The following is a 23,399-nucleotide window of genomic DNA, read 5'->3' as shown; positions in this document are numbered from 1 at the left end:
ATATAAGTTTCGGTTAAATGTGTTTTTTCTTGTTTTTATCAAATCAAAGTTGATATCTTTATGATATCATTTTAAATCACCATAACCATGAACTCTGAAAAAGTTATCACAGCACCATCGGGCTATTTAGGCCTGTTGTTATTCTTCATTTTGGGCGGGGCAGCAGCATATTTTTTTGTGGAGCGGCACCCCTTTATCGGTGGCAGTATCTGCTTGTTCGACCTAATCATCGTACTTTCGGGCCTCATCATCGTAAACCCTAACGAATCGCGCGTGCTTATCCTTTTCGGCAATTACCTGGGAACTGTAAAATCAGGCGGTTTCTTTTGGGTGAACCCATTCACCGTGAAAAAGAAAGTTTCACTGCGTGCCTTCAACCTTAACGGGCAGCAGCTTAAGGTGAATGATAGCGTAGGTAATCCTATTGAGATAGCCGCTGTAATAGTATGGCAGGTGAAGGAAACCGCCAAAGCGGTTTTCGCGGTAGAGAACTACCTGCAATATGTAAACATACAAAGTGAGGCTGCGGTGCGCCATCTGGCAAACTCCTACCCTTACGACCATATAGAAGACGAAACCGCCAGCATCACCCTACGTGGCGGTGCCGAAGAGGTAAGCCATATGCTTGAGAAAGAATTGAACGAGCGTTTGGATCGCGCCGGCATCGAAGTTGTTGAAGCGCGCATATCTCACCTGGCCTATGCGCCGGAGATTGCGCAGGCGATGCTGCAACGCCAACAGGCATCGGCCATCATAGCGGCCCGCAGGCTCATCGTAGAGGGCGCCGTGGGCATGGTAGAGATGGCTTTAAACAAAATGGCCGAGAAGAACATCGTAGAGCTTGACGAAGAACGCAAAGCGGCAATGGTGAGCAACCTGTTAGTTGTGCTCTGCGGCGAGCGCGCAGTTTCACCAGTGGTAAACACAGGCACGTTATATCATTAAGATGAACGATTTCAGGAAATTTGAGCAAGTAAAAACAAACGAATTGTTTGTAACCCGCCATAAATGGTTTTGCCCATATTACGAACTGACCGATGGGCAGCATATATACGGCAAGCTGAGTTACAAAGGCATATGGAAGCGGCACGCCATTATCGAAACCGCCGATGGGCTATGGACACTGAAAATAAAAGGCTGGTTCAATAACACCATGTTGTTGAACGAAGGCGAGGACAAAACCATCGGCAGTGTAAAGCCATCGCATTGGAAACGGGATACCAGCCTAAAACTGGACAACGGTTTTGAAGCTACTTATATTTACAAGAAGCTTTTTTCCAAATCGTTAACCTTAACAAGCAGCACTGAAGGCGACATACTGGAAGTAAAACACAAGCCCTTCAGCATGAAGAAACCTTTTGAGGTAAGCATTGACCTGCAACAACAAAAAACCAGGCTTAACCTGCCGCTGTTTGTTTTAATTGAAGTTAGCACAATTTTATTACGGCAGGCCCAAGCCTCCGCTGCTGCGGGCGCGGGCGCGTAAATATCAAAGCATGGCAGAGAAAAAGGCATTTGTGTTGAGGGTAAATCCCGAGGTGCTGAAGGAATTGGAAGCCTGGGCTGCCGACGAATTCCGCAGCACCAACGGGCAAATAGAGTACCTGCTGCAACAGGCGCTTGCCGGCAGGAAGAAAGCTACGCGCAAGAAAAAAGAGTAATTTGCCCCCAGCGTGCAAATTAAAAGTGTACAAAATAGACGCTCAAAAACGCAATTGAAAACCAATACTTTTGTGTGAAAATCTTCAAAAACCTTCAAAAAATGCGTGCTTTTTTCAATAAAAAACTGTTCTTTTTTCAATAAAGTGTGCTTTTGACGCCCTCCGCGAAAATTCAGGTTTACAGCCTTTGCATAGTGCATAAGGCGATGTGAAAAATACCCGGCTTCCGGATATTAGGGATGGATCAGTGCCGGTTAAATTTGGCAGCGGTAAAAAACGACCATCAGTAATAATGCATATTGAAGGATTTATTACGCCAAATTACCACGGCGTATTCTACAACCTGTTTGCTAAGATCCCCCTTGCGTACTACAAAAACATAACTTGTTTTAACCACTTGACACCTCTTATTAATTGTTGTGGTTGATTCAATAAAAATTGCCTTATGCTTTTAATCAAACTTACATAGGGCAGGTAAGCATTTTTCAATTTCGGTAATTGGCCCATTCCTGACCAATGTCATTAATCTCTCTGACGGATATCACGTTATACCAATTTATTTAAGAGACATTTGAAACTGTAGACATTCGCATGTTAATGTTTACCGGGGGGGCAGACCCTTAGAACGATAACGATGAAGGAGATGGCGCGGTATTTGACGGTTTAAAGTTTGCGGATAGCACGCTTGCTATAGGATCGAAATGATTAAAGATTGCAAGGCATTGCTTTCAGGTATTATTTGAGGGCCACTTCTCTATAAAAATGGCGTATCGGGATGACCTCACCGGCAGCCAAAATATATCCAGGGATAAAATAAACATTTGTTGCAGAAAGGCAAAGAAATGGCCGGCAGGCCGATGAAAGAGGTTAACCTTCCTTGTTCGTCGCCCATTATTAATTTACCAATTACATTAAAGATCAATAACCAATAAATTATGGAAAAGATTCTCGTTACTACCGATCAGTCAGACAATTCAAAATCAGCTCTCCGGTACGCAATCAAATTAGCCAAAGAGCGCAAAGCTGAGCTGATCATTCTTCATATTTACCATCTGTTAAAACCCTTCAACTGGACCGATCATGCTTTTGAGGAGTACGGTGATAACTTCCGGAAAAAAACCATCACCGAGTTGACGTCATTTATCACCGGGGTATATCATGATATTCATGAAACCGGGATACGCCATCAATTGGTATTGGTATCTAACCTGGATGTGGTTGATGGTATTGTGCAATATGCAACCAAGCACGATTGTTCCTATATCTGTATCAGTACCCGCGGTGCGGGCGTGTTGACGAAAATGTTTGGCACCCATACGGCTAAATTGATCACGCATTCGCCCATCCCGGTGCTTTGCATACCCAGTGCTTATCATATAAAAGAAATAAAGCATATACTTTACGCGTCGGATATGACCGATTACGAACAGGAATTGAAAAAAGTTGTGGCTTTTGCCCGGCCTATCCACGCCAGCGTAGAGATGATGCATATTTTATACCCTTTCGAGTTTGAATTCGATAAAGAATTGACAGAAGCGACCTTAAAGAAAAAGGCTGATTACGACGTGACTATTCTTAACCGGAAAAGGGATATCACGAATGCATTACTGGCGGATATAGACGATGCCGTTAAATTCAGCAAGCCTTCGCTTTTAGTTTTATTCACACACCAGTCAAGGTCGATGTTTGAAAAACTTTTTTACCCGTCAAACGCGGAGGAATATTCTTTTTATGGAAAGGTTCCAATGCTCACTTTCAATAAAATTGAAGATAAATAACCATCCCCTGCTACGATTTAGGAGCTGGCCCCATCGGGGTCATAGGTCGGTAGCAAAATAGGTAAAGACGAATGGTGTGTGCCGTAGGTATAATACCTCGCCATGTGGCATACCTACGGCATGCGAATACGCGATTACTTGAACAGCTACCGACATGTTGTGTCCATGGCGCATTTTTAGAATTGCTTAAGTAAACCACATTGATTGGTAAGTTCATAAAACCAGTTCCGTATGCTATTGAAATATCCATTAGAACATCCTTATTCATTAGCAGCCGACGAAGTGGTTAGGCAAGTTAAAACCGATATTGATAAAGGGATTAGCCAACACGAGGCGGGTAAGCGCTCGGAAATTTATGGGCTAAATGCTTATAAGGTCCAAAAGCAAAAGAACATTTGGTGGATGGTGCTGGCCCAGTTTAAAAGCCCTATCGTTTACCTGCTGGTGTTTGGCGCGGCAGTATCCCTTTATTTTACGGATATTTTAGAGGCCATAGCCATCCTGGTGGTTATTGTGGTTAACACAATGATCGGTTTTTTCATGGAAATGCAGGCCCGGAGTTCCATGAATGCGCTGAAGAAAATGGATGTCATCCTGGCTAATGTTATCCGTGATGGTAAAACCAGCTCCATTCCGTCTGAACAGTTGGTACCCGGCGACCTGGTTCCGCTGGAGGCGGGGGATATCATTCCGGCCGATGGCCGTTTAGTTGCCGTAAACCGTTTGCAATGCGAGGAGTCTTCGCTAACCGGAGAATCGTTGCCGTCAGAAAAAAATACGGCTCCGCTAGGCATCGACACCGTGGTGGGCGATCAAAAAAATATGGTGTTTAAAGGAACATCCGTGATCAATGGCAACGGAAAAATGGTGATCACCGGTATAGCAGAGCAAACCCAATTAGGTACGATAACTTCGCTGGTAGAAGGTTCTGCCGATACCATTACCCCGCTGGATAAGAAGCTGAATAAACTGAGCCGTAAACTAATCTGGATTACGCTTTGTATGACCGCGATTTTCGCTATAACAGCCTTTATCCAGGGTAAGGCACTTCTAACAATTATCGAAACTTCCATTGCCCTGGCTGTGGCTGCCATACCCGAAGGTTTACCAATAGTTGCTACGGTAGCATTGTCATACGGCATGTTGCTGATGGCCCGGCGAAACGCGATAGTTAAGAAATTATCCGCCGTAGAAACGCTCGGCAGCACAGGCGTCATCCTGACGGACAAAACGGGTACTTTAACCGAAAACAAGATTTACGCAGACAGTTTCATTTTTCCGGCAGAAGGCGTAAAAGTTCATATCGAAGCAAACGTGTTAACATTTCCGGATGGAGCGATCAGGTCAAGCACAGAAAACTTTGATAAATTGATATTGACCGGTATCTTATGTAATAACGCGGTTACTAGCAATGGTGAGGAAGATGGCGAGAAAGCCAAACTTTCAGGCGATCCTGTTGAGGTAGCTTTAAATCAAATAGGCACTGCTGCGGGCCTGGATACTGTTGCGTTGTTGAAAGAATATGTGCGAATAGCAGAAGTCCCATTTAGTTCGGAGATCATGATGATGGGCACTTTGCACCGAAGGCCCGAAGGAGATTTCGCTGCTGCTAAAGGGTCTGTAGAGCGTTTGCTGGAAAAGTGCAGTCAAATGCAATCCGGTACGTTGATTGAAAAACTGGATACCGGTTCAAAAAATACAATCCTTTTGAAGTCCGAGCAAATGGCTGCCTCGGGTTTAAGGGTTATAGCGTTTGCCTACCGATCAGAAAAAAAACTGGATGATAAGGATTTTATGAAGGACCTGATCTATATAGGCATGGCCGGTTTTCTCGACCCGCCCCGGATGGATATCAAGGGTGCTATATTAAATTGCCGTAACGCGGGGATCAAAGTAGTGATGATTACCGGTGATCATCCGCAAACTGCGCTGAACATTGCGCGGAAAGTTGGCTTGATTGAAGAGGACAATAAAAAGGTGATTACCGGCAAAGAATTGCCCCAAGGCGACCAGTTGACCAAAGAATGGCGGCAACGCATATTAGATACCGCCGTGTTTGCACGGGCCTCGCCAAAACAAAAGCTGGAGATTGCGGATGTATTCCAGCACGACGGCTCTATAGTTGCTATGACCGGAGATGGCGTTAATGACGCGCCGGCCTTAAAAAAAGCGGATGTTGGGATCGCGATGGGCATCAGGGGCACGCAGGTTGCCAAGGAAACGGCCAGTATTATATTGAAAGATGATTCGTTTACTTCCATTGCAGAAGCGGTGGCACATGGCCGGGAGATATTTCAGAACATTCAAAAATTTGTGGTTTACCTCGTGTCCTGTAACCTGAGTGAGATATTTATTGTGACGGTATTAGGTGTGATTACACCCGCGGCTACTTTACTCCCCCTGCAGATATTGTTCCTGAATATGGTGACCGATATCTTCCCGGCGCTGGCGTTGGGTTTAGGCTCCGGGGATAAAACGGTTATGAAGCGGGCACCCAGAGACCCTAAAATGAATATCATTACCAATAAGAAATGGCTGGGGATAGCTTTATATGCTGCCACCATTACTTCGGCTGTAATTATTGCTGTAGTTTACTGTAAGGAAGTGCTTAACACAAATGACCGGGCAAGTAATAACGTGGCCTTTATCACGCTAACCTTTGCACAATTATTTCATGTATTTAACATGTCTTCGGGTGGTTCGGCCTTTTTGAAAAACGAGATCACCAGGAATAAATTTGTATGGCTTGCGCTAATTATTTGCAGCGCTCTCACCTTACTGGTATTCACTATACCGGGGATGCGCCTGGTGTTAGGTTTATCGGTACTTCCAATCAAATTATGGCTTACTGCAATAACAATAAGCCTGCTGCCTTTAATCGTTATTCAGTGCTACAAGGTATTTCAAAAAAAATAAAGGCAAACTACGCTATTGTCGTTTAGCCGCTTTGGAGGGCCGGTCATCCCCCAGTAGCACGCCCCATTTCTTATATTGCTCCGTATGATCGAATATGATTTTTAATATAGAAAGTACCGGCATGGCCAGAAACATACCGGATATGCCTGCTATTGTACCTGCAATAATAATCCCGACGATGGAAGCCAGGGGATTGACTTTTATCTGGGATCCCACGATACGAGGCATTAAAATATTATTATCCAATAACTGAACAAACGTAATTGCAGCTAATACGATGAGCACATCAGTAATGCTTTCTGATGAAGCGAGCGTTAGCAATACACCCAAAATATTGCCGATCAAGGCACCCAGGTAGGGGATTAGATTTAAGAATGCAAAGATGATACCAATCAATAAGGCGTTTTGGATACCAAAGATCCATAATGCGCCGCCTAAGAGAATGATAATATATGTGATTTGGATCAGCAAACCAATGAGGTAACTTTTTACCATATTTTCGGTTTGGCGAACGGTTTCCTCAACCGTTTTATATTCCTCTTTTTCAAACCACATCAGTACGAACTTTAGAAAGAGATTCCTGTACAACAGGATCAGGTAAATGTAGATGGGCAGTAACCCAATGAAGATGACGATTCCGGATAAGGAGCCGGCAGCCCCAGTTAACACCCCTCCAAGAGAACTGAGTAATTTCTTGCTTTGTGTATTAACAAATTTAAGCTGCTCCGCCGGCGAATAGCCAAACGAATTGCTAATCCATATACTTAAACTATCCAAATGCTTGGTAACGGTTCGCTGAATTTGCGGAAAATCTGCAACGAGTGTACTCACCTGGCTGGAGAACAACCAAACGATTAATGCCAAAACAATAGTCAACAATAATATTGGCAGCAGTACAGCAATTGATTCGGGAAACCTCATTTTCCTGAAAAAGCGGAATACAGGCAAGAGCACCAGGCTGAAGAAAAAAGCCATTAACAATGGCATAATGATGGTATTCGCCGCAACAATGATTGTCCCTAAAACAAACAACCCAATTAATTCTATGGCACGTTTTACGGTAACCGGCATTTCGTTTATCATCAGCATCGTTTTAATCAGCCTTTTTTACCGGCTATGATTTTTACCCAATGTACGCTTTTACCTTGCATAAAGCCAGTATTTTGAGTGATTGTTATCATGCTGGTTAGTGGCAATTGGCATTTTAAAATGCAATTTTGTGACAGGATTAATTTGAGCTGTTTATCCTGAATGATAGGAGATAAACAGCTACATTATTGCTTAAGGTATCTTTAATCGCGGCAACTTATTGTAAATATATAACCCTGATGAGAGACTTGTATTGATGAACCACTACGAAGTATCACACACGGCCGTCTTCAACCCACAAGGAGTTTAGTTTGTGTTATTGCTAATTTCATTCAATTCACCAAGGGTCTTTTATTAAGTAAAATCGATCGGTATACCTAAAAGAGCCCAGGAAGCCTTGGCCGCAGTGAGCAATCTGTATGGCGTAATCTACCTCACACAAATGCACACCAATACTATGCATGCATAATAAATTTTCCACACCGCGTTATTCTTAAAGCAAAAAATATAAATTTGCCCACCAAATTATAAAGGCATCATGAAAGAAGTATATATCGTTTCAGCCACACGTACCCCTATCGGCAGTTTTGGCGGCAGCCTTGCCAGTTTATCAGCCACGCAATTGGGCGCTATCGTCATTAAATCCGCTGTTGAAAATGCCGGCTTACAGCCTGCTGATATACAGGAAGTGTACATGGGTAACGTATTATCGGCCAATTTGGGCCAGGCACCCGCTACGCAGGCGGCCATATTTGCAGGCCTACCCTATTTGCCCGCTACTACGGTAAACAAGGTGTGCGCATCGGGCATGAAAGCTATTATGCTGGCCGCACAAAGCATCGCCAACGGCGATAACGAAATAGTACTTGCAGGCGGCATGGAGAGCATGAGCAATGTGCCCTATTACCTGGATAAGGCCCGCAATGGCTACCGCCTGGGCAACGGGCAAATTACCGACGGATTGGTGAAAGACGGCCTTTGGGATGTGTATAACGACTACCACATGGGTTCGGCCGCCGAGCTTTGCGCGGTAGATTGCAACGTTACCCGCGAACAGCAGGATGCCTTCGCTATAGAATCATACAAACGTGCGCAGGCGGCCCAGGCGGCTGGCAAGTTCACCGATGAGATAACCCCGGTAGAGTTAAAAGACAAAAAAGGTGATATAACCCTATTCAGCAACGATGAAGAGCCGGCTGCAGTAAAATTCGAGAAGATACCCTCGCTTAAACCTGTTTTCAAGAAAGATGGAACGGTTACAGCGGCAAATGCATCAACCTTAAACGACGGCGCTGCTGCCCTGGTGCTGATGAGCAGAGAAAAGGCAGAAGCTATGGGCATAAAGCCACTTGCCAAAATAGTTTCTTATGCCGATGCACAGCAGGCCCCGGAATATTTCACTACTGCGCCTTCTAAAGCCATCCCCCTGGCCTTGCACAAAGCAGGTTTATCTACTGAACAGATTGATTTCTTCGAGATAAACGAAGCTTTTTCGGTGGTCTCCGTAGCCAACAATAAACTGCTGGATTTAAATCCGGATAGAGTGAATGTAAACGGCGGCGCCGTTGCTATTGGTCACCCACTGGGTGCATCTGGCGCACGCATTATCGTTACCCTCATCAACGTCTTAAAGCAGAATAAAGGTAAGTTTGGCGCAGCCGGCATATGTAACGGTGGCGGCGGCGCAAGTGCCATGGTCATAGAGAATATGGCGTAAAAATGTGTAGTTTTATTTTTAGCAAAGGCGATAATGAAAAAACTGCGTCTTTGCGAAAAAATTACAGAACAGGATGCTATTAAGGAACTTGAAAAGTGCGATGCGTGGACGTCAAAAAAACATCCTTCAAAATAAATTCCGCTATTTTAAGTTATACCCTATATCCTCAACACAGCAAAAGTGATTAAACGTTTATACATATTCCTTCCCCTCCTATTTGTCTGTAGTATTTCTTTCGCCCAGCATTCAGATGATAGCGCCAACCGCAAATTGTTGCGCATGTACGAAGATAGCCTGGCAATCCTCGGCAAACGGTTCATCAACGATACAGACGACCTTACCCGCAAGGCCGCCAATTATAAATTTATCCCCACGCTGGTTTCGGCCTTGAAAATAAGCAACTCCTTTCACTACGGGTTCGATTCACTTAAAAGCGTCAGTATAATCAATGCGCCGGATAACCGGTTCCGCATCATCAGCTGGCATATCATGAACCAGGATGGCAGCTATCGTTTCTATGGCACCATACAGATGAATAGCGATAAGCTGATGATGTACCCGCTGGAGGATTACTCCCCCCTGCTAAAAAACCCCGAAGACAGCGTTACCGATAATCACAAATGGTTTGGCGCACAGTATTATAAGATAGTGCGCGTAAATGCGGCCACCCCATATTACGTAATGTTGGGCTGGAAGGGCAACACCGTGCGCTCCAATAAAAAGGTAATAGATATACTATCTTTCAGCCGCGACGACAAGCCGGTACTGGGCATGGCCGTTTTTGCCGGCAACGGCAAAGCCCGCAAGCGCGTCGTATTCGAGTACACCCGACAGGCATCCATGCTATTACGTTACGTGCCCGAGCAGCACCTTATTGTTTTCGACCACCTCTCGCCCCCCGACCCAAAGATGAAGGACCGGCCCGATTCTTTCGGCCCCGACCTTACCTATGATGGCTACCAACTGAAAGACGGCATCTGGCATTACGTAGATAACCTGGATATGCGCAACATACCCCAACCCGAAGACAATACATTTGTAGACCCCAAGGCGCAGGCCTTAAAAGACAGGGAACAAGTGCCCTTAAGAAAACATTAAGGCAGTAGATAAACCCGTAAACCAATATAGCTATACCAATTTGTAATAATTTCGGTATAAAATTTTGGTTTAGTATAATTATAGTATTTTAGGCAAATATTTATCCCCAAACAACTAATGCAAGAGAGCATCGCAGAAGTCCCTGTTAAAAAGTCGAGATTCCCTAAAGCCGTGCCGTTTATCATAGGCAACGAAGCAGCAGAACGCTTCAGTTTTTACGGTATGCGTTCTATCCTTACCCTCTTTTTGGTAAAACAGTTCTTTAACCCAACAGGTGATCCTGGTTTATCGCAACAAGCCGATGCGCACGCCAATAAGCTAAACCACTTGTTTGTGATGGTGGCCTATGCCTTACCATTTGTAGGCGGCATGGTGGCCGACTGGTTTACGGGCAAGTATAAGCTCATCCTGTATATATCCGTAGTTTATTGCCTGGGGCATCTTTTGCTTTCTATGTTCGATACCAGCCTGGGTGGTTTCGAAATAGGTATGCTGGTTGTGGCTATCGGCGCGGGTGGCATTAAATCCTGTGTTTCTGCCAACGTGGGCGATCAGTTCGATGCCAGCAACCAGGATTTGCTTTCTAAAGTTTACGGCTGGTTCTATTTCAGTATCAACGCTGGTTCCATGTTGTCAACAATTGCTATCCCCACCATTTACAAATACTATGGCGCTAAATGGGCTTTCGGTGTCCCCGGTATATTAATGGCCCTGGCAACCGTGATATTTTTTATGGGCCGCAAAAAGTACGTAAAAGTGCCTCCACAAGGTGTAAACCGCAACAACCTGGTGTTTATTACCTGGTATGCGTTAACTAACCTAAGCAAGCGGAAACCAGGCCAATCGTTGCTTGATATCGCCAAGGGCAAATACGACCCCGAACGTGTAGAGGGCGTTAAGGCGGTGTACCGTGTAATTTCGGTTTTCTTTTTTGCACTGGCGTTTTGGGCTGTTTGGGATCAATGCCTTTCAGAATGGACGCTTTATGCCGAAAAAATGGACCGGAACATCAACCTCGGTTTCACATCGTTTATTGTAGAGCCGGGGTCTATGTCTACATTTAATACTATTTTCCTGTTGTTATTTATACCGCTTTTCAACTATGTAGTTTACCCCTGGTTTGACAAAATAGGATTAAAGACAACACCATTGCGCAGGTTGGGTACCGGTTTAGTTTTAACGGCCCTATCGTTTGTGGTGATAGGGTTTACGCATGTAAGCATCGATAACGGAGGCCACCCATCAATGTGGTGGCAGGTATTGGCGTTTTTAATATTATCGGCGGCAGAAGTGCTGGTATCCATTACAGGTTTAGAGTATGCTTACACCCATTCGCCAAAATCGATGAAGAGCACCATGTCGGGCATTTGGTTCCTGGTTGTTTCGTTTGGCAATTTGATTACCGCTGTGGTTAACGGGCTTATTGAAGATGGCGGCTGGTGGGCGAAAAACCTTAAGGGAGCCAATTACGAATGGTTTTTCGTGGCTTTTATCACGGTGTTTATCATCGCATTCCTTATCGTTTCGTCGCGCCTTAAAGAAAGGAATTACATTACCGACCCATATATTGCTAACGAGGTTATTGCTGATACAAATAATCTATAAAAAAAATATTACCTTACAATTACAGGATTGCGATAGCTTTCCTGTTTTTTTATTTTGTTGCAAATTAAAATGGGCTATTTTAGTCCCGACATTTACCCCCATTCCAAAAAAACGATAAGTGCCTGATAGTATAGTAATTATACCAACTTATAACGAAAAGGAAAACATCGAGCGGATGATCCACAAGGTGTTTTCGTTGGTGCACGACTTCCACCTGCTTATCATCGACGACGGTTCGCCTGATGGTACGGCCAAAATAGTGAAGTCGCTGCAGCGCGATTATGGAGAAAAACTCTTCCTGATAGAGAGGGCCGGTAAACTTGGTTTAGGCACCGCGTACATCCATGGTTTTAAATGGGCCATTGCAAGCCATTACGATTATATTTTTGAGATGGATGCCGATTTTTCGCACAACCCGGATGATTTGCTGAGACTGCGCCAGGCTTGCATAGATGATAACGACGCGGTTATCGGTTCACGCTATATCAAAGGCGTAAACGTAGTAAATTGGCCAATGAGCAGGGTGTTGATGAGTTACTTTGCTTCGGTTTATGTGCGTTTCATCACCGGCATCGATATCCAGGATTCCACAGCAGGCTTTATGTGTTACAGGCGTAAGGTACTGGAAACCATAGCACTCGATAAAGTGAAATTCGTAGGCTACGCTTTCCAGATAGAGATGAAATTCACTACCATAAAGCATGGTTTCCGTATAAAAGAGATTCCTATCATCTTTACCGACCGAACCGCCGGCACCTCCAAAATGTCGAAAGGGATATTCAAGGAAGCAGTATTCGGCGTGCTGCAGATGAAAATCAACAGTATTTTCCGGAAGTACCCCGAGGGATAGATTTGAGATATGAGATTTTAGATGTGAGATAGAAGAGGGTTCCTGATATTCTTGTCTCAAATCTAACATCTAAAATCTCATATCTTCCAAAAAAATACTAATTTCGTTGGCAATGAACGAAAATCTCGACCCCGACCGTGAGCGCCTCTCCCCTGCCGAACGCGATATAGAAAAAGTATTGCGCCCACAGGCTTTCGAGGATTTTACCGGACAACATAAGATATTAGCCAACTTAAAAATATTTGTGCAGGCAGCCCGCCAACGTGGCGAGGCGCTTGACCACGTGCTGCTGCACGGCCCGCCGGGATTAGGCAAAACCACCCTATCGCACATCGTAGCCAACGAAATGGGCGTAGGCATCAAAATAACATCGGGCCCCGTGCTGGATAAACCGGGCGACCTCGCAGGCTTGCTCACCAACCTCGAAACCGGCGACATCCTTTTCATCGACGAGATACACCGTTTAAGCCCGCTGGTAGAAGAATACCTCTACTCGGCCATGGAGGATTTCAAGATAGATATTATGCTGGAGAGCGGCCCTAATGCACGCTCAGTGCAGATTTCCTTAAACCCGTTCACACTGGTTGGCGCAACAACCCGTTCAGGCTTGCTTACGGCCCCGCTACGCGCACGTTTCGGCATAAACGCCCGGCTGGAGTATTATGATGCAAAACTGCTTACCACCATCGTGCTTCGTTCCTCATCCATCTTAAAAACGCCTATCAGCGATGAGGGTGCTTATGAAATTGCCCGTCGTAGTCGCGGTACGCCGCGAATAGCCAATGCTTTGCTGCGCCGCACGCGTGATTTTGCGCAAATAAAAGGCGATGGGAACATAGATACCGCTATTGCCAAATATGCCTTGAATGCCCTTAACGTGGATGAGCACGGGCTGGACGAGATGGATAACAGGATCCTTACAACTATCATAGATAAGTTCAAAGGCGGCCCTGTGGGCCTTAAAACCATTGCTACGGCTGTTGGCGAAGAAGAAGGCACGATAGAAGAAGTTTACGAACCCTTTTTGATACAGGAGGGCTTTTTGATGCGCACCGCGCGCGGCCGCGAAGCAACCGAAGCTGCCTACAAGCATTTGGGCAGGATAAAGCTGGGCGGCAATCCATCGCTGTTTTAAATACAGCAGCCTCCTTAAATTATCTGTAAACAGAGTAAGGCGGATTTGGAATACACAATGAAAGAGGATACACAACCAAAATTAGAGTACACCAACCAGGGACCTTGCGGCTATGTTGTTTATAAATGCGGCGAACATGAGTTGAGGTTTTTTTTTGAGTTTGGTGGTAGCGACTGCGTTGCCATAATCCATGTGCCGCTGATTGAAGAATGGGTTACAAAAACAAACCTTAATTTAACAGAACGCGACAAGATTATAGAATTTGTGGCTTTGCAGGCTATAAAAGACCAGGCACCGAACTGTAAATATGAATTGCAGCACAATCATATCCTTATCTTGATCCGGTAAGGATCTTACTTAATTCGCAAAAAAAAGAGTCTGATTGTGCCTAAAAACACCAAAAGCAACCTTTTGGGTTGCTTTTGGGAACAGTGCGGTATGTGGGACTGTATCGGAAAAATCAGAAGTTATTCTGCTTGTAATTCCGTCAATTAAAGATGGTGAAAAAAGTCATGGAAAAAGTGCGAGTAGTTAGATTTAAGCGCAATCCGGTTTACCGAAAGCTTAGTGAAATTCTCAAAGTTTATCGCAAAAGCCCCTTTCGGGCAACTGCGATTTTAACGCATAACCATTCCAGTTGACAATTGGCGGCTACAGTTTTGACTTTTTATGATATCTCGCTCCCGACTTTATTGATCAACTTAAATACTAAAAGGACGCATACCGTGTAAGACCTTGGGCCGAGATTCTAACAGCACGTTGTTGTTTCTCTTTTACACTTTTTTAAAGTTGCGTCTAATTAAAGACTATTTAATATCAACTTTCTAAAAATGGATAATCGATATAACCTTTTTCCCCTCCACCATACATGGTAGCTTGTTCTATGGTATTGAACGCTGCATCCAGTTCGAACCGCTTTGGCAGATCAGGGTTAGCCAGAAATAAGCTGCCGTAAGCGATTATTTTAGCGATACCCTTTTCCAGTTCTGCCTCCCCGCTATCTTTATTGAACCCGCCATTGGCGATGACCAGGTGTTGACTTATACTACCGAATGTTTCTATAGCATTCTTAGGATAGTGAGGATAACTATCCAAAGGGAACAAGCCATTCATCAGATGAATATAGGCCAGTGGTAATTCATTCAATCTTTCGATCAAAGGTTTGAATTGAGCAACAGGATCACTGTTTTCTATATTGTTATAATAGACAGTTGGCGATAGCTTAATGCCAACTTTGTCGCTTCCCGACGCTTCAACCAGTTCCTGCATAACTTCCAGCACGAAGCGGTTCCTTTTCTCAATGCTGCCGCCATACTCATCAGTCCGGAGGTTTGCACTTTCCGATAAAAATTGGTTAGGCAAATACCCAAATGCAGCATGTAATTCGATACCGTCAAAACCAGCTGCGATAGCATTCCGGGCAGCCTGGCCATAATCCTTAACGATTTGTTTAATCTCTTCGATAGTTAATTCCTGAGGCGTTTCGTAATCTTTCATTCCCTGGGAGGTGAAATGCTGCTGCCCTTTTATTCCGATCGCCGACGGCGCAACCGGAAGTTTCCCTTTTCGATCCACTGAATGCCCAACGCGTCCGGTATGCCAAAGCTGCGCATAGATTACGCCTCCTTGTGCATGAACAGATTTTGTCACCGTCTTCCAGGCATCAATTTGCTCCGGGCTGTACAGGCCGGGTGTCAGGGGGCTACCCAACGCCTGTTTTGAGATGTTGATGGCTTCTGTAACGATGAGCCCCGCACTGGCACGTTGCGCATAGTATAATACGGTCGGGACTGATACAACCCCTTCGCTGTTAGCCCGGCTGCGTGTCATTGGCGCCATCGCGATGGCGTTCTTCAATGTTTCTTTTCCTAATATTACTTTTTCTAATAGTTTCATGATTTCTTTTTTATCTTATTAATATCCGTAAATTGTATTGTTTGATTTGGAAAATGTTTCTTTAGATCAGCTCAGCGATCAATTCTGCTGTTGAGCGACCACAAGAACAACTTTTCCGTTGACCCCACCAGCCGACACAAAATCCTGGGCTTGTGCGGCATCCTCTAATTGGAAAGTTTTTGAAACGATGGGACGGAGTTTTCCTTCATTAACCAAAACCAAACCAGCGGTCAAACTATTCCCTGATATATTAGACCGAATAAACCGTGCATCAACCTGGTACTTTTCTGCCAATTCTGTAGATGGTGAAGTTGCTATGCTGAATAATTTACCTCCGGGCCTTAATACTTCAAAAAGTTTATTTTGAGATTCGCCGCCGGCACAATCTGCCACCAGGTCAACATCCTTAACCAGTACCGTAGCGTCTTGCGATTTATAATCTATTGCTTCATCTGCACCGAGGCTTTTCACTAAGGCTATGCCTCGTCCGGATGCCGTAGCTATAACATAGGCTCCGGCATTTTTTGCCATCTGCACCATAGTTGCGCCTGTTGCTCCCGCAGCTCCCTGAATTAAAACTTTCTGATCTTTCGCTAATTTCCCCTCGTTAAATAATACCGATTGAGCGGTGCCGATATTAACCACCAGAGAGGTTGCTTCTTCAAAGGAGGTATTGATGGGTTTTATGGCCACGTGGCTCTCGTTTACCAACGCGTACTCAACATACCCGCCTGTCGAAGTCACAGCGATCACCTCGTCGCCTGATTTAAATTGAGTTACCTTTTTTCCTGTAGCAACAACAATACCTGCTACATCCGCACCTGGTACAAAAGGCAAACTAACAGGACGGATATGTTGCATAATGCCACTGCGTAATTTGATATCCAAAGGATTTACGCTGGCTGCCTTAACTTGAATTAAAACCTGGTTTTCTTTGTTAATTTTAGGCTGAAGGATTTCTGTCACCTCTATAACATCGGAACTGCCGAATGCCTTATATTGTATTGCTTTCATTATCTTTTACATTTGTCATATTTAATTATATGACAAATGTAGATGTAGACAAATGGGTAAAATAACCAAAAAAGACACAAGAATAGTCCTATCCGGCAAACGGCATTTAATAAGAAAGACAAGAAGCTTTATGAAGTGTAGGAGAATTTCTTTGGGGTAATGCCATACTGCTTCGCGAATAATCTGCTGAAGTGGCTAAGGTTTGAAAATCCCAACTCATAACCAACCTCAGAAACGGAATGTTTGGCTCGTTTTAATAGAAAAGCGGCCTCCTCCATTCTTGCCTTTTGATAATAATTATAGATTGTATCTCCAAATGTTTGCTTAAAAAGCTGCTTAAGTTTCGTCCCGCTCATCGAAGCGACTATAGCTAATTCACTTAAAACCGGCGGTGTACTCAGATCACTCAATATTTCGTTGCGAATGACCAAAAGTTTCTCCGCATCATTACTATTTATATTCTTAAAAGTGGTATGCTCCCTGAGCGACAGCTTACTAAAAAGCAGGTACATCAGTTCTTGTACCTTAATTTGTACATAGAAATTATTCAGGGAGTTATTCATGTCGACAGAGACAATATTTTTAAGCAGCAATTGCATTTCAGCATCCAAACTCTCGAAAAAGAGAAAGGATGCGTTTTCCGCAATGATGGTTTTTAAGGTACCATTGGGGTTTTCAATAGACAGAACTGAGCGTAATCTGTTAGCAGTAATGCCTACTACTACGTATTGAATATTGCTGCCGGCAGGAAAACGGATTTCCGTGCGCAAATCATTTGATGACAGCAGTATGGAAGAATCATTTTTTTGTGAGCCTGGTATGTTTGCATCATTATGAAATTTAACTTCAAGATCTTCCCTGTCATTATAAAAGAAAATGGTACGGACATCATTAGCTATTGCAGCCGGATTACGTTTAACGATCAGATCGTCGTTCAATATATAACGGTGGATCGTTAATTTAAAATCGTCCCCAAAGCCAACTTTACGTACATAACCTTCTCCAAGTGTCTTGGGGATTTCCAATACATTATCCCTTACAGGCGCATTGATCTGTTTTGAAAACAGTGTTATAAAGTCAAAACCCGGGGCTGTTGTAAATTCAAAAATCATTGCAAGAAGTAACTGGCTAATACGTCTAAGGTTATGTAAATTTCTCCGAAAAAAATCACTTTCTTTCTATACATTTCTATTGATGATGAGTATTTGATATATGAATGGACAATAATTAGATCCTGCCATATTATTCGCAACATTCATTTTTTACTCAAGGTGCTATAAAACAAAATAGACTGATCTAACTATTTTGGAGCCAACTTAATCTATAATGTTACAAAATGAAAAAGATCATTGAAAGCGATCCAAAATTAAATCCAAAAGAAATTAAACTATTGAATTTAGTTGCCGAACTAATAACAGAAACAATCATTCGAGAAACAACAATTCAATCACATAAAACCTAGTTTAAACGTGTAAGTGGGATATTTTAGGTGTTCCAGTCCCACTAACCCGTTCTGTAAAACATTGCTAATTAGATAATTTTTAAGAAATCGCAAAATACAAATAGCTAGGAACGAGGCTATAACAAAAAACGGGAATAGTGTTCTAACTATTCCCGTTTGTGCGGAAGAAGGGACTCGAACCCCCACGCCTCGCGGCGCCAGATCCTAAGTCTGGTGCGGCTACCAATTACGCCACTTCCGCATTTGGTTTTTTAGAGTGGGCAAAGATAGCTTTTAATGCTTAATAATAAAACAGTATTTGATATTTTTAGCTATCTCCCTCATTATATTGCGATTAATTTAAGCAATGGTTTCTAGCAAAGCCTTAAAATAGGCAGGGGCTTGCAGCAAACGGCTGCCATACCAGGAAAACATTTCGCCATCTACTAATATTATCGTGGCATTGGGCAGCAATGCTTGTATTTCTGCAACGTGTTTTTGGGCAAAAGGATATGGTTCTGAGGAAAGCAATACAAGCTGGGGAGCAGCTGCGACCAATTCGTGATTGGCTACCTGCGGGTAACGCGATGGCGCAAATACATTAATAAGGCCGCAAAACTGTAGCATGTCATCTATAAAAGTACCACTGCCAGCCACCATATAAGGTTTCCGCCAAATGAAATAAGCCACGTTGAGCGTAATAACCGGCTTTACTAATGTGATAAATTCATGCCTTATCTTATCGGTTAACTGTACTGCCTCTTTCGTCCTGCCGGTTATCTTTCCCACACCTTTAATCATTTGTAACGCGGTGGGCAAATCGTCAATATCGCTCACCCAAACGGGGTACTGCATCATCAACTCCTCTACCTGGCTTTGTTGGTTTTCTTCTTTGTTGGCTATGATAAGATCTGGCTTCAGGGCGTGAATGGCCCCAAAATCCAACTGTTTGGTGCCGCCCACTTTAGTTTTGCCTTTTATTTCCCCGGCAGGGTGAACGCAGAATTTAGTGATGCCCACCACTTCGGCCTCCAGGCCCAGAAAAAACAAAAGTTCCGTTTGAGACGGAACTATAGATATTATTCTTTTCGGCGACCGCGGGATATTAACCGCCCTTCCTAATTGGTCGTGGTGCACGGGCATTGCTTACTTGCCTTTCCCCTGTACCATTACCTTAACTGTTTTCAGGATGATGTTCAGATCAGAGTTAAGGCTGATGTTTTGCAGGTAAAGCAAATCATAACGCATGCGGTCGCACATCTGATCCACGTTTTCTGCATAGCCGTAGTGTACCTGGCCTATCGATGTCAACCCCGGTTTTACGCGGAGCAGCTTTTTATAGCTTGGCGTTTTCTCAACAATTTGCTCTATGTAATACTGGCGTTCGGGGCGCGGGCCCACTACCGACATATCTCCCTTCAGTACGTTCCAAAACTGCGGCAGCTCATCTAAACGGGTGCGGCGCATCATCATACCCCATTTGGTTATGCGTGGGTCGTTATCTTTAGAAAGCTGCGGACCGGCCAATTCTGCGTTTACAAGCATGCTGCGGAATTTGTAGATGTAAAACGGTTTCTCGTTTTTCCCGATACGTTCCTGGCGAAAAAACGCAGGGCCCTTAGAGGTAAGCTTGGTAACAATGCAAAGCATCACGAACACGGGTGCACCGGCTACCATCACTATAGACGAGAATAAGACATCGAACCCTCTTTTTAGTATCTGTATCTTCAAGCCAATCTCGGGGTGCGAATTCAGGTGCAGTACGGGTACGTTATCGTAGTTGATAAGGTGAGCGTAATTGTTGCCCAGTATCAAATCTGATACAACCTTAATCTTAATCAGGTAGGCATCCCCCATTTTCACGAGCCTGTTCAACAGCTCGGGGTTCATTTGTTTATAGCAAACAAATATTTCGTTAGGCGCCTTTTCTACCAGCCCACGTATCAGTTCGTCTTCAGACATAGCTGCTATTTCGTCGTCGGAAATAAAGTCGCTCAGGTCGTAACCATACTCGGGGTGCTGCGAAAAAGATTTCACCAGGCGCTCTGAAATATTCTTGTCGCCTATGATGATGATCTGGCGATGATTGTATCCTTTTTTACGGATATAGTCCAGAAAAAAGAACAGTGCCGACCTTTGTATCACTACAAATACAAAAAAGAAACTATAGCTGAGCATTACCTCGGAGCGCGAGATATCGAATATCTTAAAGAAATAAATAATAGCAAAAACACACAGCAGGTGATATATCAGCGTGAGCAGGAACTTATTGATGTTATCCCTAAGCTGCAGAGGCCTGAACACATAAAAACTTCTTGATAAAGCAGAAACGATTACCCATGCAATGTTTACCAACAATATGAAAGTAAGCGAATTGCTTTGTGGAATGAACGAGCCGAATATAAAAAAATGCGAATTGTACAACGCAAGATTCAACAATAGCAAGTCACTTAGGAATACAAAACCCGGCAAGTGCTTAGAGTATCGTGTTGTCATATGTTTATCCGGTAAGATGTGGCAAAAGTACGTTTTTTACAACGAAAACCCGCATGGCAGGTGTTTGTTAACAATATTATTACCAAAACAATGCCAAAATCTTAACGAGGAATACTCTACGATATAATTGGGCCGCGATACTTTGCTAATGCAGAATATTATGTGCCGGGTTAAAAAGCATCATCCACCGCGCCACAGATAATATGCCCTATGAGAATGTGCATTTCCTGGATATTGGCCGTAATTTCTGATGGGACAACGATGTTTACGTCGCAGCAATCGTTCATTTTGCCGCCCTCGCGGCCGGATAAGCCGATGGTGATGCAGCCTGCTGCTTTACCAGCCACAAGCGCTTTTACCACATTGGGGCTATTGCCGCTGGTAGATAAGCCAATCAATACATCGCCGGCAACGGCAAGGCCTTCAACCTGCCGCTCAAACACGCGATCGTACCCGTAATCGTTGCTGATCGCGGTTAGGGCCGAGGTATCAGTAGTGAGGGCTATAGCCGGTAAGGAACGCCTTTCCTTTACGTACCTGCCTATAAACTCAGCAGCTATATGCTGCGCATCAGCCGCACTGCCGCCATTGCCAAAGAGCAGTACCTTTTTGCCGCTTTTGCTGCAGGTAACCACTATTTCGCAGACCTTTGCAATATCGCCCTTGAGAGTTGCCAGCGTTTTTTTTGCAACTGTTATGTGTTCATCAAAAAGCGAGGTGATGTATTGTTCCATGTTAATAAAATGCTTGTTTTGATAAATAGTTTCTTACGTAATCGTCTACGCCTTCTTCCAGCGTGTAGAACTTATCACTGTAGCCCGCTGCGTGCAATTTTTTCATGTTAGCCTCGGTAAAATACTGGTACTTGTCGCGGATATCAATCGGCATATCTATAAACTCTACCACGGTTTCTTTATCCAGCCCGTTAAAGGTGGCGGCAACCAGGTCGTAAAAGCTTCGTGCTTCGCCGGTGCCCAGGTTGTAAAGCCCGTTTTGTTTGGCAGGCCATGCGCCATCTACCATGCTTACCATCATCCAGTGCATTACCTTCAGCAAATCTTTCACGTACACAAAATCGCGTAGTTGCTGCCCATCTTCAAAATCGTCGCGGTGGCTTTTAAAAAGTTTTACCACACCGTCTTTATTGATTTGATTGAATGAATGCCAAATTACGCTGGCCATCCGGGCCTTATGGTATTCGTTRGGGCCGTAKAYRTTGAAGAACTTGAGCCCGGCCCAGGCCGGCGGTTGCGCATCCTGCTTCAAGGCCCATTTATCAAACTCGTTTTTGCTGATGCCGTATGGGTTCAAAGGTTTCAGCTCCCCTACTACCTCGTGGTTATCATTGTACCCCAGTTCGCCGGCGCCATAGGTGGCAGCCGAGGAAGCGTAAATCAACGGCACTTGGTTCGCGGTACAATAATTCCAAACATCGGTAGAGTAATCTACGTTGAGTTTTTGATGCACCGAGTAATCAAACTCGGTAGTATCGGTACGCGCGCCGAGGTGGATGATAGCGGCTATTTTGCCTTCGTACTGGCCCAGCCAGTTAAACAACTCTTCCCTATCTATCAATTCCGAATATTTTTTCGATTCCCAGTTGCTGCGCTTTGCAGGGGTATCAAAATCATCAACCAAAATAAGGTTGGTAAAGCCATTTTGGTTTAAGTACTGCACCATGCACGAGCCTATGAAGCCTGCGGCGCCTGTTACTATAATGGCAGAATTACTATCCATTTTATATAAATTAATCTTCAAATTTTTCTTTCACTTCGGCCAGCGTTGCTGTTGCGCTGCCTACTTTGTTTACTACCACGGCTGCTGCGTGGTTGGCAAAATCGCAGGCGTTATATAAAGTATTGCCAGATGCTAAAGCCACACCGAGCGAGGCCAATACGGTATCGCCCGCACCGGTAACATCCACTACATCCAATGCTTTAGTTGGGATGATTTCAAGGTTACCATTGTTGTACATGGCAATCCCATCTTCAGACATGGTGATGATTACGCTGTCGCACTCGGTTATCTCCTGTATTTTAATACAGGCAGCGGTAAGGCTTTCGGTATCGGTAATATTGATGCCCGAGGCAATCACCGCCTCTTTACGGTTAGGTTTTATAGCGTTTACGCCTTTGTATTTGGAGAAATCCTGCCCTTTAGGGTCAACAATGGTTTGGATACCCAGTTCGCGGCAGGTTGTTAAAATGCCGTTTAGCAAAGCCGGAGTAAGCAAGCCTTTGTTATAATCGGATATTAGAACAATATCGTAGTTGCTGATGTACTGCTTGAGATAAGCGAATATCTGTTGTTCTATTGCTGGTTGTAGTGGCTTGGTTATCTCCCTATCCAGACGGATTAACTGGTGGTTGGTAACCAACACCCTCGATTTCATGATGGTGCAGCGCCCGGCATCTTTTATAACGCCATCCCCGTTGATGTTGTTAGATGCCAGCTCATCAAACACTATCGATGCATTTTCATCATCGCCAACAACGGCAACAATATCAGTTTGGCAGCCAAAGGTAATCAGGTTCTCCAACACGTTGCCTGCGCCGCCAAGGGTGTAGGTTTCTTTGGTAATCTCTACCACGGGCACGGGTGCCTCCGGGGAAATGCGGTTGCAATTGCCGTATATATAATGGTCAACCATCAGGTCGCCTATCACCAGTATCTTTAAACCTTCTTTAATATCAAAATCCATGT

The 23,399-nt window shown here is 44.2% G+C and carries 21 protein-coding genes and 1 tRNA gene; 12 read left to right on the top strand and 10 right to left on the bottom strand.

What is annotated here, in order from left to right; genetic code table 11:
• The first annotated feature begins 87 nt into the window (after window positions 1–87).
• The 5 genes from AC1DYT_RS22790 (at window position 88) to AC1DYT_RS22770 (ending at window position 6,355) form a co-directional block, all read left to right on the top strand.
• The gene (locus AC1DYT_RS22790) at window positions 88–945 is read left to right on the top strand and encodes an SPFH domain-containing protein (RefSeq protein WP_477461807.1); all 858 of its coding nucleotides are present in this window, start codon (window positions 88–90) and stop codon (window positions 943–945) included.
• A gap of 1 nt (window position 946) precedes the next feature.
• A complete protein-coding gene (locus tag AC1DYT_RS22785) occupies window positions 947–1,486 on the top strand; it encodes a hypothetical protein (protein ID WP_477471815.1) in 540 nt (179 codons plus the stop codon).
• Between the two features lie 10 nt (window positions 1,487–1,496).
• Entirely contained in the window at window positions 1,497–1,661 is a 165-nt protein-coding gene (locus tag AC1DYT_RS22780) for a type II toxin-antitoxin system antitoxin (RefSeq protein WP_477471814.1), read from the top strand.
• 935 nt (window positions 1,662–2,596) lie between these two features.
• Window positions 2,597–3,439: a universal stress protein gene (locus tag AC1DYT_RS22775; protein WP_477471813.1), complete on the top strand. Its 843-nt coding sequence runs from the start codon at window positions 2,597–2,599 to the stop codon at window positions 3,437–3,439.
• Window positions 3,440–3,670: 231 nt separating this feature from the next.
• The gene (locus tag AC1DYT_RS22770) at window positions 3,671–6,355 is read left to right on the top strand and encodes a cation-translocating P-type ATPase (protein ID WP_477471812.1); all 2,685 of its coding nucleotides are present in this window, start codon (window positions 3,671–3,673) and stop codon (window positions 6,353–6,355) included.
• Window positions 6,356–6,367: 12 nt separating this feature from the next.
• Here the strand turns inward: AC1DYT_RS22770 and AC1DYT_RS22765 are convergent, their stop codons facing one another.
• Window positions 6,368–7,444 (bottom strand): AI-2E family transporter, encoded by a 1,077-nt coding sequence (locus AC1DYT_RS22765; RefSeq protein WP_477471811.1) that lies wholly within the window; start codon window positions 7,442–7,444, stop codon window positions 6,368–6,370.
• A gap of 538 nt (window positions 7,445–7,982) precedes the next feature.
• Here AC1DYT_RS22765 and AC1DYT_RS22760 point away from each other — a divergent pair.
• From AC1DYT_RS22760 to AC1DYT_RS22735, 6 genes are all read left to right on the top strand, one after another.
• Window positions 7,983–9,161: an acetyl-CoA C-acyltransferase gene (locus tag AC1DYT_RS22760; RefSeq protein ID WP_477471810.1), complete on the top strand. Its 1,179-nt coding sequence runs from the start codon at window positions 7,983–7,985 to the stop codon at window positions 9,159–9,161.
• A 279-nt stretch (window positions 9,162–9,440) separates the two neighbouring features.
• A complete protein-coding gene (locus tag AC1DYT_RS22755) occupies window positions 9,441–10,259 on the top strand; it encodes a hypothetical protein (protein ID WP_477471809.1) in 819 nt (272 codons plus the stop codon).
• 117 nt (window positions 10,260–10,376) lie between these two features.
• Window positions 10,377–11,864 carry a POT-type proton-dependent oligopeptide transporter gene (locus tag AC1DYT_RS22750; RefSeq protein ID WP_477471808.1) on the top strand — a complete coding sequence of 496 codons (1,488 nt, stop codon included), beginning with the start codon at window positions 10,377–10,379 and terminating at the stop codon, window positions 11,862–11,864.
• 118 nt (window positions 11,865–11,982) lie between these two features.
• Complete coding sequence (locus AC1DYT_RS22745) at window positions 11,983–12,714, top strand: polyprenol monophosphomannose synthase (RefSeq protein ID WP_477471807.1); 732 nt, start codon at window positions 11,983–11,985, stop codon at window positions 12,712–12,714.
• A 112-nt stretch (window positions 12,715–12,826) separates the two neighbouring features.
• Complete coding sequence (gene ruvB / locus AC1DYT_RS22740) at window positions 12,827–13,849, top strand: Holliday junction branch migration DNA helicase RuvB (protein ID WP_133233383.1); 1,023 nt, start codon at window positions 12,827–12,829, stop codon at window positions 13,847–13,849.
• 57 nt (window positions 13,850–13,906) lie between these two features.
• Window positions 13,907–14,197 (top strand): hypothetical protein, encoded by a 291-nt coding sequence (locus AC1DYT_RS22735; RefSeq protein WP_477471806.1) that lies wholly within the window; start codon window positions 13,907–13,909, stop codon window positions 14,195–14,197.
• Window positions 14,198–14,665: 468 nt separating this feature from the next.
• Here the strand turns inward: AC1DYT_RS22735 and AC1DYT_RS22730 are convergent, their stop codons facing one another.
• The 3 genes from AC1DYT_RS22730 to AC1DYT_RS22720 form a co-directional block, all read right to left on the bottom strand.
• Window positions 14,666–15,745, bottom strand: a complete 1,080-nt coding sequence (locus AC1DYT_RS22730) for an alkene reductase (protein WP_477471805.1) — start codon at window positions 15,743–15,745, stop codon at window positions 14,666–14,668.
• A gap of 78 nt (window positions 15,746–15,823) precedes the next feature.
• Entirely contained in the window at window positions 15,824–16,759 is a 936-nt protein-coding gene (locus AC1DYT_RS22725) for an NADP-dependent oxidoreductase (protein ID WP_477471804.1), read from the bottom strand.
• Between the two features lie 128 nt (window positions 16,760–16,887).
• Window positions 16,888–17,871: a helix-turn-helix domain-containing protein gene (locus tag AC1DYT_RS22720; protein ID WP_477471803.1), complete on the bottom strand. Its 984-nt coding sequence runs from the start codon at window positions 17,869–17,871 to the stop codon at window positions 16,888–16,890.
• A gap of 224 nt (window positions 17,872–18,095) precedes the next feature.
• Here AC1DYT_RS22720 and AC1DYT_RS22715 point away from each other — a divergent pair, with 224 nt between their 5' ends.
• Entirely contained in the window at window positions 18,096–18,221 is a 126-nt protein-coding gene (locus AC1DYT_RS22715) for a hypothetical protein (RefSeq protein WP_477471802.1), read from the top strand.
• 159 nt (window positions 18,222–18,380) lie between these two features.
• On the opposite strand, the gene AC1DYT_RS22710 is transcribed toward AC1DYT_RS22715, so the two are convergent.
• The 6 genes from AC1DYT_RS22710 to rfaE1 all read right to left on the bottom strand — a co-directional run bounded on the left by AC1DYT_RS22710 (window position 18,381) and on the right by rfaE1 (window position 23,397).
• Window positions 18,381–18,462 (bottom strand) — tRNA-Leu (locus tag AC1DYT_RS22710).
• A gap of 98 nt (window positions 18,463–18,560) precedes the next feature.
• Window positions 18,561–19,343: a helical backbone metal receptor gene (locus AC1DYT_RS22705; protein ID WP_477471801.1), complete on the bottom strand. Its 783-nt coding sequence runs from the start codon at window positions 19,341–19,343 to the stop codon at window positions 18,561–18,563.
• A gap of 3 nt (window positions 19,344–19,346) precedes the next feature.
• Window positions 19,347–20,696, bottom strand: coding sequence for a sugar transferase (locus AC1DYT_RS22700; RefSeq protein ID WP_477471800.1), 1,350 nt, complete (start codon window positions 20,694–20,696; stop codon window positions 19,347–19,349).
• Window positions 20,697–20,866: 170 nt separating this feature from the next.
• Window positions 20,867–21,430, bottom strand: a complete 564-nt coding sequence (locus AC1DYT_RS22695; RefSeq protein WP_477471799.1) for a D-sedoheptulose 7-phosphate isomerase — start codon at window positions 21,428–21,430, stop codon at window positions 20,867–20,869.
• Between the two features lies 1 nt (window position 21,431).
• Entirely contained in the window at window positions 21,432–22,433 is a 1,002-nt protein-coding gene (gene rfaD / locus AC1DYT_RS22690) for an ADP-glyceromanno-heptose 6-epimerase (RefSeq protein ID WP_477471798.1), read from the bottom strand.
• A gap of 10 nt (window positions 22,434–22,443) precedes the next feature.
• A complete protein-coding gene (rfaE1, locus tag AC1DYT_RS22685) occupies window positions 22,444–23,397 on the bottom strand; it encodes a D-glycero-beta-D-manno-heptose-7-phosphate kinase (RefSeq protein ID WP_477471797.1) in 954 nt (317 codons plus the stop codon).
• Between the last annotated feature and the right edge of the window lie 2 nt (window positions 23,398–23,399).

This window comes from Mucilaginibacter sp. P1_D10 (genome assembly GCF_056406215.1).
The sequence above is the reverse complement of the archived record's forward strand: the minus strand, read 5'-3'. Positions and strand labels throughout refer to the sequence as shown.

Excerpts from the sequence above, each read along its gene's own strand:
- AC1DYT_RS22790 (WP_477461807.1), top strand. The coding sequence starts at position 88 with ATGAACTCTGAAAAAGTTATCACAGCACCATCGGGCTATTTAGGCCTG.
- AC1DYT_RS22785 (WP_477471815.1), top strand. The coding sequence starts at position 947 with ATGAACGATTTCAGGAAATTTGAGCAAGTAAAAACAAACGAATTGTTT.
- AC1DYT_RS22780 (WP_477471814.1), top strand. The coding sequence starts at position 1,497 with ATGGCAGAGAAAAAGGCATTTGTGTTGAGGGTAAATCCCGAGGTGCTG.
- AC1DYT_RS22775 (WP_477471813.1), top strand. The coding sequence starts at position 2,597 with ATGGAAAAGATTCTCGTTACTACCGATCAGTCAGACAATTCAAAATCA.
- AC1DYT_RS22770 (WP_477471812.1), top strand. The coding sequence starts at position 3,671 with ATGCTATTGAAATATCCATTAGAACATCCTTATTCATTAGCAGCCGAC.
- AC1DYT_RS22765 (WP_477471811.1), bottom strand. The coding sequence starts at position 7,444 with ATGCTGATGATAAACGAAATGCCGGTTACCGTAAAACGTGCCATAGAA.
- AC1DYT_RS22760 (WP_477471810.1), top strand. The coding sequence starts at position 7,983 with ATGAAAGAAGTATATATCGTTTCAGCCACACGTACCCCTATCGGCAGT.
- AC1DYT_RS22755 (WP_477471809.1), top strand. The coding sequence starts at position 9,441 with ATGTACGAAGATAGCCTGGCAATCCTCGGCAAACGGTTCATCAACGAT.
- AC1DYT_RS22750 (WP_477471808.1), top strand. The coding sequence starts at position 10,377 with ATGCAAGAGAGCATCGCAGAAGTCCCTGTTAAAAAGTCGAGATTCCCT.
- ruvB (WP_133233383.1), top strand. The coding sequence starts at position 12,827 with ATGAACGAAAATCTCGACCCCGACCGTGAGCGCCTCTCCCCTGCCGAA.
- AC1DYT_RS22735 (WP_477471806.1), top strand. The coding sequence starts at position 13,907 with ATGAAAGAGGATACACAACCAAAATTAGAGTACACCAACCAGGGACCT.
- AC1DYT_RS22730 (WP_477471805.1), bottom strand. The coding sequence starts at position 15,745 with ATGAAACTATTAGAAAAAGTAATATTAGGAAAAGAAACATTGAAGAAC.
- AC1DYT_RS22725 (WP_477471804.1), bottom strand. The coding sequence starts at position 16,759 with ATGAAAGCAATACAATATAAGGCATTCGGCAGTTCCGATGTTATAGAG.
- AC1DYT_RS22720 (WP_477471803.1), bottom strand. The coding sequence starts at position 17,871 with ATGATTTTTGAATTTACAACAGCCCCGGGTTTTGACTTTATAACACTG.
- AC1DYT_RS22715 (WP_477471802.1), top strand. The coding sequence starts at position 18,096 with ATGAAAAAGATCATTGAAAGCGATCCAAAATTAAATCCAAAAGAAATT.
- AC1DYT_RS22705 (WP_477471801.1), bottom strand. The coding sequence starts at position 19,343 with ATGCCCGTGCACCACGACCAATTAGGAAGGGCGGTTAATATCCCGCGG.
- AC1DYT_RS22700 (WP_477471800.1), bottom strand. The coding sequence starts at position 20,696 with ATGACAACACGATACTCTAAGCACTTGCCGGGTTTTGTATTCCTAAGT.
- AC1DYT_RS22695 (WP_477471799.1), bottom strand. The coding sequence starts at position 21,430 with ATGGAACAATACATCACCTCGCTTTTTGATGAACACATAACAGTTGCA.
- rfaE1 (WP_477471797.1), bottom strand. The coding sequence starts at position 23,397 with ATGGATTTTGATATTAAAGAAGGTTTAAAGATACTGGTGATAGGCGAC.